Genomic DNA, 12,610 nt, shown 5'->3' with positions numbered 1-12,610 from the left:
GGTGCCGGGCATTTTCCGGCCTAAATCTATCGTAGGGGTGGGCGTCGCACTTGGACGATTTTTGCTCAAATGACGGGAATTTAACGTGTGTGACGCTAAATTACAGACCCATGGGTTTAGGTCCAGGGGTTCACGTAGGTCTTACCCGGAATCGGTGGGATCTCGGGGGCAACCGTGCGCAATGGGGTCTTCTTCAGCTCTTCTAGCTTGGCTTCGTAGGCATCGCGCAGCTCTTCTGACTGCACGCCCTCACCGGCCTCTTCAGCCTCAAAGGCAGCTGCCGCCGCGAGTTCAGCCTGCTCTTCGGCAGACAGCTCACCCGGAATACCCGCCAGCTCCTGCTCCAACAGCTCTTCGTTTAGGTCCCCCTGCTGCCCCTCAGCCGGGGAAGGCTCGCTGGGAGCTGTGGGGGCGGCGTCCTCGCTATCAAGATCATCGAACATAGAACCAGACCAGCGGGCCCGCGGGCCCTTAGCTGCCTGCTCCGCTGCGGCCTGCTGCTCCTTGGCCTCGGTTTCTGCCTCAAGGGCGGCCTCAAAATCTTCGGCAGGGTTTGCGACCTCAGCGCGGGTGCCCTCGCTGATGATGCGGCGGCCCTCAAGGGCACGGCCCAGGGTGATTTCGTCGGCGTATTCCAGGTCGCCACCCACCGGCAGACCCGACGCCAGGCGCGACACGCGAATACCGATGGGCACCAGCAGGCGCGAGAGGTAGGTGGCGGTAGCCTCACCCTCAAGGTTGGGGTCCATGGCGAGAATCAGCTCGGTGATGCGCTCATCCGACAGGCGGGCCACCAGCTCGCGGATACGCAGCTGTTCCGGCCCGATACCGGCCATAGGGTTAATGGACCCGCCCAGCACATGGTAGCGGCCGGTGAAAGAGCGGGTGCGCTCAACGGCCACCACGTCCTTGGACTCCTCCACCACGCACAGCACAGCCGGGTCGCGCTGCTCGTCGCGGCAGATAGCGCAGAGCTTGGTTTCAGAGACGTTACCGCAGATTTCGCAGAAGCTCACGGTCTTCTTCACGCGCGCGATAGCGTCGGTGAGCTTGGCCATCTCAGAGCTTTCCGCATTCAGAATGTAGAAGGCGATACGCTGGGCTGACTTGGGGCCCACGCCGGGTAGGCGGCCCAGCTCGTCAATCAGGTTCTGGACGGCACTCTCGTACACAAAAACTCCTTGTTAGCCCTGGTGAAGGGGCTGCTCATCAATTACTTTGCCGCCCAAAATCTTCTCAACGGCCCGCTGGCCAATCAGCACGGACGACTCAAGGGCGGCGTCGTCGTCGCTGGGGGTGAAGTCCTCGGGGGCTTCTGCCGGGGTGGGGGCCTGCGCCTGCTGGACGGCCCGCTGGCCGGCCGCAATCTGCGCCGCGTGGCGCTCGCGGAAGGAGAGCTTCTTACCGCCGGGCTGTTGGGCGGTGGCCTGCGGCGCGGACGCCTGGGCCTGCGCCGCCTGTGCCAGGGGAGCACCGGGGGCGCTGGGCGCGCCTGCTAGGGGTGCGCTAGCAGGGGGCGCTGCCTGCGGAGCCTCAGCCTTATGGTAGCCGACCCCGGCAACGTACTCGGGCTCGTCCTCGGGGGCATCGTCAAAGTAGCCGCCGTCGTAGTCACCGTACTCGTAGGCTACCGGGGCCTGGTTCTGTGCCGGTGCTTGGGCTGGCTCCTGGTTCGGTGCCTGAGTCGGTGCCTGTTTCTGGTGTTGAGCCTGGGGTGCGGCGCTGCTCTCGCCCTTGGCCTCTTCTTGGAGGGCAGCGTTGTCGGCATCCTTATGCCCCTGCTCGGCCAGGCCCTCACTGGTGGGGACGGGCTCAAGGGAAACCGCGTGTGGGCTATCCTCGTGGGGCACCTGGGAGGCGGGGTCAGCGTCCTCTGACTCCTGGGCGGTGTCGCGTGCCAGGGCAATATTCTGCTGTTCCTGGGGGCCGCGGGAGGGGTGCTGGGCCTTGGCGATCTCAACGGGATCGGCCTCACCCTCAATCACGCGCAGACGCGGGGCTGAGGGAGCCTGCTCCTCGGGGGCCTCGGCCGCATCACCACTGGGGATAGCTGCTACCGACCAGGAGGTGACGGGGTTGTTCCAGTCATCGGGGCTCCAGGATGGAGGCTCCGGTGAGCGGGGCTGGCCGTGCGCTGCCCATGCCTGGTCGCCACCGCGCGGACCCTCAGCGACATCGGCAGCGGGCTGCCTGCTCGCAGCCTGGGGCGCGGATGCCTGAGATGCGGGGGCGGGGTTTCCGCCTGACGGGCCTGCCCCACCGGGGCCGCCGGGACGTCCGCTGCCAGGGCGCCCACCGCCGGGGCTATCGCCGCCGTCGCCGGGCTTCTTGATTTCACCGCGCAGTTGAACCTGCAGACCCAGCACCTGGAAGAGGGCCTGCTGAAGCTGGGGCAGGTACTCCTTGACGGCCTTAAGTACGGGCAGCTCGGCCCGCAGGAAGAGGGCTCCGTTTTCAAACTTGGACGGCTCACACAGGGCAAACTGGGCCCGGGCAAAGGGGGCAGGCACCTTAGCCACTACATCGGCCCAGGAGTTCGCCACCATATCGACCGTGTTTTCACCGGGCACCGGCCGCGCTGGACTCTGAGGCGCGGGGGAGTGCTGGGCCTGCGGGGCGTTCGCCAGCGGCGCGGACGCCTGCTGCCCGGCCTGGACGGGCTGGGCGCTCTGAGGAGATTGGTTGGGTTGGGCAGACTGCGGGGGCCCACCGAGCGGCGGAACACCCGGACCTGCTAGCGGGGCACCGCTCAAGGGAGCGCCCGCTAAAGGAGCCCCAGCCACGGGGGCAGCGGCTAGAGGCGCGCCACCCTGCTGGGCTAGCTGCTGCCGGGCGCGTGCCAGGGGGCTGGCGGCGTCCGAACCGGTGCCAGAAGCGGAACCTGCCGGTGCAGAATGACCGCCCGCGGGCGCAGGGAACTGCCCCGACGCCAGCTTGCGCTCAAGCCGATCAAGGCGGGCAGCTAGGTTACCGACGCCCTGCTCCCCGGCAGCCAGCAGAATGCGGGCGCAGAGTAGCTCCAGGTGAAGCTGGGGATTCATGGCCCCGCTCATCTCGTTCAGGGCTTCATTGGTGACGTCTGCAGCCCGCGACAGCTCAGCAGAACCCAGCTGCTCAGCCTGAGCTCGCATACGGTCGAGCTGGTCAGCGGCAAGGCCGCGCAGAATCGAACCCGCCGAATCGGGCACAGCCTTCACAATAATGAGGTCGCGGAAGCGCTCGAGCAGGTCCTCCACAAAGCGGCGGGGGTCCTGGCCGGTCTGAATCACCCTATCGACCGACGCGAAAACCTCGGCGGCAGAACCAGAAGCAAAAGCATCGATAACCTCGTCGAGCAACTCGCCGTGGGTAAAGCCCAGCAGAGCAATAGCCAGGTCGTAGGAGATGCCCTGCTCGTCAGAGGCACCCGCCATGAGCTGGTCAAGAATCGACAGCGAGTCACGCACCGACCCGCCACCGGCGCGGACGACCAGTGGCAGTACGCCATCGGCGACCTTAACACCCTCTTCGGCGCAGAGCTTAGCCAGGTAGTCCCCCAGAATCTGCGGGGGCACCAGGCGGAAGGGGTAGTGGTGGGTACGCGAACGAATAGTGCCGAGCACCTTGTTAGGCTCGGTGGTCGCAAAAATAAACTTAATGTGCGTCGGGGGCTCTTCCACGATCTTGAGCAGGGCGTTAAAGCCCTCGCGGGTGACCATGTGCGCCTCGTCGATAATGAAAATCTTGTAGCGGTCACGCACCGGCGCAAAAGTAGCGCGTTCACGCAGGTCACGGGCGTGATCCACACCGCCGTGGCTAGCGGCGTCCATCTCAATCACATCGAGGGAACCGCCACCGTCGCGGGAAAGCTCCTTACAGGACTCACACACACCACACGGGGTAGGGGTGGGGCCCTCCGCACAGTTGAGGCAGCGCGCCAAAATACGCGCCGAAGTGGTCTTGCCACACCCGCGCGGCCCCGAGAACAGGTAGGCGTGGTTCACCCTGTTCTTCTCAAGGGCAGTCATGAGAGGTTCGGTGACATGCTCCTGCCCGATAACGTCGGCAAACGACTCGGGGCGATAACGGCGATACAGCGCAGTGCTCACAATAAACCTTCGGTTGAGTGCAGAAAAACTGAGCCCGGCCCAGGGAGAAAAGCAAGAGAAAGAATCAGGCGCTCGCCGCCCCGGGTGTGCTGGTTAACAGTGTAGTGGGGGTGGCTGACGTTTTAAGAACCGTGCGCGAAAGGCTTAAGGACGCTCGCGTAAAAGGCGCCGGGCAAAATAAAGACCCCCTACGCACCCGTCAGAGCCCAGATACCCTTGCTGCCTTCCGGCCCTGGGGGAGTTTTCCAAGATGACGCCACGTAAGGGGCTCCAACAACTGTACCCTAAGCCGCCACGAAAAACAAAGGGCGGTAGAGAGAGCTTCTTAAGTAAGGATAAGGATGGGGGTGCCCCCGGGCGCGATTGAAGGGAGGGTGAGCACGCCCGCCACGGCTATAAATTTGCGCGGACGCCCGGGCATGGGGTATGCTCGTATCTGTTCGCTTTCGTGAAGCTATGCAAATAGCTAAGCAACAGCCTGGAGGATTCGCCTAGCGGCCTATGGCGCACGCCTGGAACGCGTGTTGGGTTCACGCCCTCGGGGGTTCAAATCCCCCATCCTCCGCTGAAGCCGGTTTCATCGCCCACTTGATGAAACCGGCTTTTTCTTTGCCTACATTCTTTGTATATAGCCAGAATCCTGAGCATTTTGCTGGAGATGTAGGCAGGCGCCCCGCACTCGCAGCGAGTCGCGCGAGAGGGTCGACAGTGAGCGTGAGCCTGCGGAACCGCTTTTGAACAAGCCCCACTAGGCGACAGTAAGTTTTAGGTTTAGCTCTTGCGAGACAGCTTGGTCCAGTTGTACCAGCCGTAGACCGAGTTGGCGATAAAGCCCAGGTACATGGCCATGATGGCCATATTGCCGCCGCCCTCCACGGTTGACCACAGGTAGATCTGCACAGCGTTTAGTACCAGCCAGCCGACCCACTGTTCGCGGAAGCGGTAGACCATCAGCACCTGCGAAATCAGGGCGATAACGGTGGTGAAGGCGTCAACGTAGGGCTGGTTGGAACCCCACCCGTCAAGGAGCACCCCGTAGCCCCACGATGCTGCGGCCAGTAGCGCTAGCACACCCGCGATAGCGGGCAGAGTCAGGCGGCGGGTCTGCACATCTAGCGGGGTACCCTCGGCGGCATGTGCCAGGGCGGACGCGCCGCTGAGCTCGTACTGCTCCTTGGCTGCCCGCATATTCTTGCGCCACATGTAGAGGCCCCAGAACTGGGTGAGCACGTAGAAGGCGGCGATGGTGATTTCACCGATGAAGTAGGCCTGGTAGGCCAGAATTAGGTAGGGCACGTTCTGCACGATGCCGAAGAAGTAGTTCGACAGGCGCCCCTTGCCCACCAGAATCACGCAGACCATGCCCGCAAAGGCCGTGATGAAGCTCAGCCAGCCCTCAAAGGCCACGGTACTGACCACGACCTGCAGCAGAATCAGGGCCGGGAAGAAGACCTTCTCAAAGGGGGTGTAGCCGGTGAAGAGGTCGGTGTAGGTGGCCTTGGCAAGACGGGCTAGGGGGTTGACCGGGGCTTGGCCGGTGGTGGGTGCGCTCATGATAAATCTTTCGGGTGACGGGGGTAGGGGTTAGGGGAGGAGGCGTTCGATAGCGGCCTTGGCCTGCTCGTAGCGCTCGGCGTAGTCGGCGCCGTCGAGGAGCACCAGGCGGTCAAGCAGACCGGCTGCCTCAACTTCGGCCAGCATGATGCGGGAAATCTCGCTGAGGTAGTCATCGGAGTTGTTGGTCTGCGACCGGAACCCGTCGAGGGTGTAGCCAGAGGCCCCCACCGGCGGGATGAAGAGAATGAGGTCCCAGCGGGCCTTGGCAATCAGGGAATCGGCCAGGGGTAGGAGTTTGGCGTAGTCGGTCTCGCTGAGTTCGCTGGCGGGGTCGGCGGCGCTCATGGCGGCGTAGGCCTTGGTGACCATGGCGTCGGTGTCCATGAGGGTGAGCCCCCGGTTGCCGGGGTTGTCGATGGTTTCGCGGTTGAGGTTGAACTGGCCGGTGAGCACGTTCTGGTAGTCCAGAAGGTCGTAGTCTTCATCGCGGATGTTGGCCTCGACCTGGTAGACCCGCGCGTACTCGTAGGAGTAGGGGGCGTTGTAGAGCTTGCCGAGGTCCTCCACCAGGGTGGTTTTTCCGCCTGAGGCGGCCCCCAAGACCAGGACGTTGCGGGTAAAGAAGCGGCGGAAGGGCGGGGCGATGAGGTCCCAGTGGGCGAGCGGGGTGGCTCGGATGTCCGGTTCGGACGCCGGCAGCTGGCAGGGTGCCAGGCGTACGGCCTGCTGCCCGTCTGCGTCCTGATGCCCTGCTTGGAAACGGGTGATGTGCTCATCATCGAGTAGGTAGAGGCGGCGCTCGGCGCCCGCCACAACGTGGGTAGCCCAGAAACCGTCCAGGGCGCTAGCCCAGGCCTCGGGTGTGCTGAGGTTGGTTTCGTCGAGGGAGTCGACAATCACCAGGGGATCGTTCTTGAAGTGCTCAGACACGTAGCGGTAGCGCTTGGTGTGCTTCATGCCTGCCTGTTCCCCGGCGTCCTGCTGGGAACCCGCGACAATCACCAGGGTGCCGCCGGGGTTCTCCTTCTTGGCGCGCAGAATCTGGTCAATGTGGCCGCGGTGCAGGGGAGCGAAGCTGCCCACCACAAGCCCCACGTGAGAGCCGGTGAGCTGTTTTTTGTAAAGCATGGTGTCCTTGGGCTCAGGCGGGCCGGGTGACCCGCGCATAGCCACGATTAAACACCGCGCGGGCAACCAAAGCAAATAAGGTCAACATGACTTTAAGTAATAGAGTGTCACGAATATGATCGGCGTCATGTTAGGGTGCCGGTGGGGCAATTCTCACCGGGCTTTACTCAGGGCCTGCCCGTGCCCGGCGTACAATAGACCGCATGATTTTCAAAGGTGTAGGTGACACGCGCCCTTACCCCGACCACGGGCTTACTCAGCGTACCTGGGGCTCCATTGCGCCCTCGCAGGTGCGCCTCGATCGTCTCATCACCACGCAGAAAAACCTCAACCTTGAAACCCTACTGGCCGAAGACTCCACCTTCTACGGGGATCTCTTCCCCCACGTGGTGCGCTATCGGGGTGAGCTCTACCTCGAAGACGGCGTCCACCGCGCCCTGCGCACCGCCCTGCAGCGCCGAGCCGTCATGTACGCCCGCGTGCTCGACCTCGACTCCCTCGCCCCCTCGCTGCTGGCCCAGGGCTAGGGGTGTCAGTTACAGCTAGGAAGCAGCTACCAGGTGCACCTCGGGGGTGCCGTCCAGGCGGACGGGCCGCCCGCTCTCATCAAAGCGTGCACCCAGACCCAGCTGAATAAAGCGAATCGTGTTCTCAATGTGGCGCTCGCGGGCTGCTCTGTCGCTGGCCTCATCGGTGCGGTCGGCGCTGGATGATAAGGAGCCGTGAACCAGCTGTGCCAGCTCGCGGATGTCGTTCTCGGGCAGGTAGCCGCGCTCAATCGCCGCAGAAAGAATGCCTGCCAGAACTATCTGAAGCTCGCGCACGTGATCGCCCAGCTTGGCAAACGCCTCGGGTGAAAGGACCGACCGCATAGCGGGGCCGGGAGGCATGTGGCGGCGGGAAAGGTCCTCAATCTGCAGGCGCGCGTAGACAGCCAGCTGGTCGATGGGGTTCTCTACCCCGGCCAGGGCCTCGCGCAGCTCGGTGAGGAAACGTCCGGTCTCATCCAGAGCATAGGCAATGAGCAGTTCACCCATGTCGGCAAAGTAGTTGTAGACCGCGGTGCGGCCGATGCCGGCGGTCTTAGCCACGTGGGTCATGGTGAGGCCGGGCAGGCCGCGCTCGTAGAGCAGACGGCCGAAGGAATCGAGAATAGCGCGCTTGGTGTTCTCGCGCTGGGCGGCGTTGGTGGCGGCGGTAATTCGAGGCATAATGACACCTTACCGCTATCTGTCACTAAAACCTATTTTTCACGACAGAACCCAGCAAACTGTCAGCAAAACCTACCACTGGTCCACCGGTGCGGACGCCACTGCGCCCCACCCCACACCACCCCACCCCCGGTAAATCGTGCGGGGTTGCCTAAAAATCGGTAAGCTAGTGGGCGCCCAGGTGGCAGGTGGGCACTCTTCAAACCGATACTCAACCCAGGGGATAACTGTGTCTACACCTCCCACCAGCTCACCGGCGTCCGCCCACAAGCAGGGCGCCGATACCAGCTTCGCCCGCCCCACCCGCACCTACTACGATCTGCTTCTGGCAGCCACCTGCGTGGTCTTTATCCTCTCTAACATTGGGGCTACCAAGGGCGTCACCTTCGGACCAATCATCACCGACGGCGGCTTCTTCCTCTTCCCCCTGGCCTACGTACTGGGCGATGTGATCAGCGAAATTTACGGCTTTAAACTAGCCCGCCGCGCCATTATCGCCAGCTTCGTTGCCGCTGCCGTTGCCGCCGCTAGCTTCTGGGTACTCATCGCTCTACCCGCAGCCGACTTCTACGAAGGGCAGGCTGCTCTTGAAACCGTACTGGGCCCCGTGCCCCAGATTCTTGCGGGCTCCCTGCTGGGCTTCCTGGCGGGTCAGCTACTGAACTCCTGGGTGCTGGTGAAGCTCAAGGCAGCAACCGGCGGCCGCCACCTCTGGGGTCGACTCATGGGTTCAACCCTGGTCGGCGAACTGGCTGACACCATCATCTTCTGCTCCATCGCCGCCCCCATTATTGGAATTACAAGTTTCGGCGACTTCCTCAACTACGTCATCGTGGGCTACGTATACAAGTGCGCCGTAGAGCTACTCCTGCTGCCCATCACCTACCCCGTCATCGGCTGGTTCAAGCGCAAGGAACCCACCTACAGCCCCGCCCCCTAGGGCGAGTACTGCGCACTGCCCGCCAAGTGCCCTGCACCTGCCACCAAGAGGGTGATGCGTCTCTCACTGCACAATGGTGAGCACTGAAGACCGGTTTTCCCTCAGAAAACCTGTGTAAACTTTCGGTTCATTGCATACACCACACTCTCTTGAAAGGGAGGGCACCCGTGGCATCAACCACCACCGGCCAGCAGGAGGGCGGCAACCTCAGCCGCGCCCTCTCCCACGGCCAGCTCACCATGATTGCCCTCGGCCTCGCCGTGGGTACCGGCCTCTTTTTGGGCTCCGGCGCAGCTATCTCTATCGCGGGCCCGGCCGTCATCGTCTCCTACGCCATCGGCTCACTGATTGCCGCTATCATCGGTGCCTGCGCCGGTGAAATGGCCGTGCGCTACCCCGTACGCGGCGGCTTTGGCACCATCGCCGGTAAGTTCCTCAGCCCCTACGCGGGCTACCTGACCCGCTGGGCCTACTGGATGACCACCGTAACCCTAGCCGGTGCCGAGGTCGTAGCCGTCGGTGCCTACATGGCCTACTGGTACCCCAACGTCCCCCTCTGGGCCTGGGTGCTCATCGCGGGCGGTGCGATCTTCGTGCTCAACCTGACCAGCGTCAAATCCTTCGGTGTGGTGGAATTCTTCCTGTCCTCGATCAAGGTGAGCGCGGTCGTCCTCTTCATCATCTTCGGCCTGGCCCTAGTCTTCTTCGGTCTGCCCGGCCAGGACGCCACCGGCGTCTCCAACCTCACCGCCCACGGCGGCTTCATGCCCAACGGCCTTTCCTCCATCTGGATTGCCCTGGCCGTGGTCATGTTCTCCTTCGGCGGTATCGAGCTGATCTCCATTTCAGCGGCAGAAGCTAAGGACCCGGTCCGCTCCGTGCGCTCCTCAGCTAAGGCCATGATGTGGCGCCTGGCTACCTTCTACGTGCTCTCCCTCTTCATCGTGGTCGCCATCATCCCCTGGACCAGCGCCGCCGCCCTGGGTAAGGACATCGAAGGTTCCCCCTTCGTCATGGTCTTCACCGAACTGGGTATTCCCTACATCGGCGGTATCACCAACTTCATCCTGATGACCGCAGCCCTCTCCGGCGCAAACGCCGCCCTCTACGCCGCCACCCGCCTACTGCACGCCCTAGGCCACGAGGGCATGGCACCCAAGGTGCTCTCCCGCACCAGCTCCTCGGGCATCCCCACCCTGGCACTGACCGTCTCATCCCTGGGTGCCGTGGTCGCCATGATTATGGCAATCTCGGGCGTCGGCGGAATCTTCGGCTACATGATGGCCCTGGTGACCGTCTGCGTGCTGATGGTCTGGTCCATGATCCTACTGTCTTACATGGCCTACAAGAAGGTTGAAGGCGACGCCTCCCCCTTCCGCGTCTTCGGCGGCTCCGCCACCGCAGCGGTTGGCCTGACCGGCGTGATCGCCACCTTCATCGCCATGTTCTTCGCCGGCGGTTCGATGATTCCCTCCGTCTTGTTGGGTCTAGGCTTCTTCGGCCTGATCACCGTCATCTACTTCGCTGGTGTCAACAAGAACATCAGCACCTCAGACGACGCCTTTGAAGAGGTCCGTACCGTCACTACCCAGGTGCCCGTCGTCGACGGCACCAAACAGCGCTAAAATCAGTAGCAGGTCTACACAAGGACGCCGGTAGCCCGCTCCCCGCCACCCGGCAGGGGAGCTGCGCACCGGCGTCCGCGTATTAACACCGCTATCGCACACGACGTTTTCTCACAGTAAGGCTTACCGTGGCACACACACCTTCGCAGGGGCAGGCCCAGGCGACCACCCTCAAACGCTCACTCACGCACGGGCAGATGACCATGATTGTGCTGGGCTCGGCCCTGGGTACCGGCCTCTTTTTGGGCTCCTCAGGCGCTATTGCCCTGGCAGGCCCGGCCGTTATTCTGGCCTACGCTATCGGCTCCCTGGTCGCCGCCATTATTGCCGCTTCTACCGGTGAAATGGCCGTTCGCTACCCGGTGCGCGGTGGCTTCGGCTCCATCGCTGGCCGCTACCTGGGCCCCTACGCCGGCTACCTGACCCGCTGGGCCTACTGGACCGTCACCGCCATTATCACCGGTATTGAGCTGGTCGCGGTTGCCACCTACCTGCAGTACTGGTGGCCCTCCCTGCCCCTGTGGGTGGGTATCGTGCTCTTTGGTGCGGTGATCGTGCTGCTGAACATCCGCTCGGTCAAGTACTTTGGCACCATGGAGTTCTTCCTGTCCTCCATCAAGGTCATTGCCCTGCTGCTCTTCGTGCTGGTGGGCCTGGCCCTGGTCTTCGTGGGTTTCCCCGGTCACGAGGCCACCGGCATCGCCAACCTGACCAACGACGGGGGCTTCATGCCCACCGGCTTCCACGGGGTCTGGCTCTCACTCGCGGTGGTCATGTTCTCCTTCGGCGGTATCGAAATGCTCTCCATATCCGCGGCCGAAGCGAAGGACCCGGTGCGCTCAGTACGGGCCTCGACCAAGGCGAATATGTGGCGCCTGGCTACTATCTATGTGGTCGCCCTCTTCATCGTGGTATCAATTATTCCCTGGCAGTCAGCCGCCCAGCTCGACGGCTCCGTTGAAGCCTCACCCTTCGTGCTGGTCTTCTCGGAAGTCGGTGTTCCGGCCATTGCCTCCATCACCAACTTCATTATTCTGGTTGCTGCCCTGTCCGCCGCCAACGCCAATCTCTACGCGGGCACCCGCCTGCTGCACTCCCTGGCGAGTGAGAAGATGGCACCTGCGCCCCTGGCCCGCGTCAGCGGTGGCGGTATTCCCGTGCTGGCCATGTGGGCCTCAACCTCGGGCGTGGTGCTGGCGATTCTGCTGGCCCTCTTCCTGCCCGGCCAGGCCTTTGGTCTGATGATGACCCTGACCATGGTCTGCGCCCTCACCGTGTGGGTTCTGATTCTGCTGGCCTACATCGCCTTCAAGGGGGTTGAGGGTAACTCTTCGGCCTTCCGCATGTGGGGCGGGCGAATCACCGCTGGTCTGGGTATCTTCCTGCTGCTGGCTATCTGGGCGGCCCTCTTCGCCCGCACCGGCAACGCTGCCCCGGCCACCATGGGTATCGCCTACTTCCTGATTCTGACCATGATTTACTTCGGCGTGGTCAAGCGCGTGCACACCGGGCACGAGGACGCCTTCGCTGAGGCGGACGCCGCCGTGGCGGCCCACAGCGGTGACAGGGGCTAGGTATGGGTGCAGTCTATGAGGTCGAGGTTCCCCTACGCTGGGGCGACATGGACGCCTACGGCCACGTCAATAACGTGACCATGATGCAGGTGCTCGAAGAAGCCCGCGTGGCCCTCTTCGGGCCGCCGCCCTCGTCCGGTGAACCTGCCCCGCTGGTAGGGGAGAGCTCTACGGGGGAGTCGGGGCGGGCGTCCGCTCAACTGCCCCTCTTTGAAAGTCTGCCTACCGGCACCCAGGCCCTGGTCGCTGAAAACCACGTCAAGTACCGCAGCCCCCTGGCCTACCGCGCGGTACCGGTGCGGGTGCAGATGCAGGTTAGTAAAGTGACGGCAGCCTCGCTGGTTGTTGGCTACGAACTGTACGACCCGGTGACCGGCGTCCACTGCGTTTCAGCCAGCACCACCCTGGCCTTCTTCAACGTTGAGACCGGCTCCCTGGTGCGCCTGAGTTCAGAACAGCGGGAGCAGCTGGCGGCCTAAGATCGTAG

General features: G+C 63.3%; 10 protein-coding genes, 1 tRNA gene and 1 other RNA gene. 6 read left to right on the top strand and 6 right to left on the bottom strand.

Going from position 1 to position 12,610, the window contains the following annotated elements; translation table 11 throughout:
* Positions 1 to 116: 116 nt before the first annotated feature.
* From recR to ffs, 3 genes are all read right to left on the bottom strand, one after another.
* Positions 117 to 1,172 (bottom strand): recombination mediator RecR, encoded by a 1,056-nt coding sequence (gene recR / locus HWU94_RS09905; RefSeq protein WP_185173575.1) that lies wholly within the window; start codon positions 1,170 to 1,172, stop codon positions 117 to 119.
* Positions 1,173 to 1,184: 12 nt separating this feature from the next.
* On the bottom strand, positions 1,185 to 4,088 hold the full coding sequence (locus HWU94_RS09900; RefSeq protein ID WP_185173574.1) for a DNA polymerase III subunit gamma and tau: 2,904 nt from the start codon (positions 4,086 to 4,088) through the stop codon (positions 1,185 to 1,187).
* 176 nt (positions 4,089 to 4,264) lie between these two features.
* Positions 4,265 to 4,361, bottom strand: an RNA gene (gene ffs, locus HWU94_RS09895) — signal recognition particle sRNA small type.
* 207 nt (positions 4,362 to 4,568) lie between these two features.
* On the opposite strand from ffs, the gene HWU94_RS09890 reads away from it, so the two are divergent.
* Positions 4,569 to 4,653: transfer RNA gene (locus tag HWU94_RS09890), tRNA-Ser, on the top strand.
* A gap of 206 nt (positions 4,654 to 4,859) precedes the next feature.
* Here HWU94_RS09890 and pnuC read toward each other — a convergent pair.
* Both pnuC and HWU94_RS09880 read right to left on the bottom strand, forming a co-directional pair.
* A complete protein-coding gene (pnuC, locus tag HWU94_RS09885) occupies positions 4,860 to 5,642 on the bottom strand; it encodes a nicotinamide riboside transporter PnuC (protein WP_185173573.1) in 783 nt (260 codons plus the stop codon).
* Between the two features lie 30 nt (positions 5,643 to 5,672).
* Positions 5,673 to 6,773: an AAA family ATPase gene (locus HWU94_RS09880; protein ID WP_185173572.1), complete on the bottom strand. Its 1,101-nt coding sequence runs from the start codon at positions 6,771 to 6,773 to the stop codon at positions 5,673 to 5,675.
* Between the two features lie 203 nt (positions 6,774 to 6,976).
* On the opposite strand from HWU94_RS09880, the gene HWU94_RS09875 reads away from it, so the two are divergent.
* Positions 6,977 to 7,300: a type II toxin-antitoxin system VapB family antitoxin gene (locus tag HWU94_RS09875; RefSeq protein WP_185173571.1), complete on the top strand. Its 324-nt coding sequence runs from the start codon at positions 6,977 to 6,979 to the stop codon at positions 7,298 to 7,300.
* Positions 7,301 to 7,315: 15 nt separating this feature from the next.
* Here HWU94_RS09875 and HWU94_RS09870 read toward each other — a convergent pair whose 3' ends face one another.
* Positions 7,316 to 7,984 carry a TetR/AcrR family transcriptional regulator gene (locus HWU94_RS09870; RefSeq protein WP_185173570.1) on the bottom strand — a complete coding sequence of 223 codons (669 nt, stop codon included), beginning with the start codon at positions 7,982 to 7,984 and terminating at the stop codon, positions 7,316 to 7,318.
* Between the two features lie 229 nt (positions 7,985 to 8,213).
* Here HWU94_RS09870 and HWU94_RS09865 point away from each other — a divergent pair, with 229 nt between their 5' ends.
* The 4 genes from HWU94_RS09865 (at position 8,214) to HWU94_RS09850 (ending at position 12,602) form a co-directional block, all read left to right on the top strand.
* Positions 8,214 to 8,924, top strand: coding sequence for a queuosine precursor transporter (locus HWU94_RS09865; RefSeq protein WP_185173569.1), 711 nt, complete (start codon positions 8,214 to 8,216; stop codon positions 8,922 to 8,924).
* Between the two features lie 167 nt (positions 8,925 to 9,091).
* Positions 9,092 to 10,549 carry an amino acid permease gene (locus HWU94_RS09860; protein ID WP_244955961.1) on the top strand — a complete coding sequence of 486 codons (1,458 nt, stop codon included), beginning with the start codon at positions 9,092 to 9,094 and terminating at the stop codon, positions 10,547 to 10,549.
* A 128-nt stretch (positions 10,550 to 10,677) separates the two neighbouring features.
* Complete coding sequence (locus tag HWU94_RS09855) at positions 10,678 to 12,123, top strand: amino acid permease (protein WP_244955960.1); 1,446 nt, start codon at positions 10,678 to 10,680, stop codon at positions 12,121 to 12,123.
* A 2-nt stretch (positions 12,124 to 12,125) separates the two neighbouring features.
* Complete coding sequence (locus HWU94_RS09850; RefSeq protein ID WP_185173568.1) at positions 12,126 to 12,602, top strand: thioesterase family protein; 477 nt, start codon at positions 12,126 to 12,128, stop codon at positions 12,600 to 12,602.
* Positions 12,603 to 12,610 lie beyond the last annotated feature (8 nt).

Source organism: Rothia nasimurium (genome assembly GCF_014217215.1).
GTDB classification, from domain to species: Bacteria; Actinomycetota; Actinomycetes; order Actinomycetales; family Micrococcaceae; genus Rothia; species Rothia avistercoris.
Note: the sequence above shows the minus strand (reverse complement) of the source record. Positions and strands in the feature narration are given on the sequence as shown.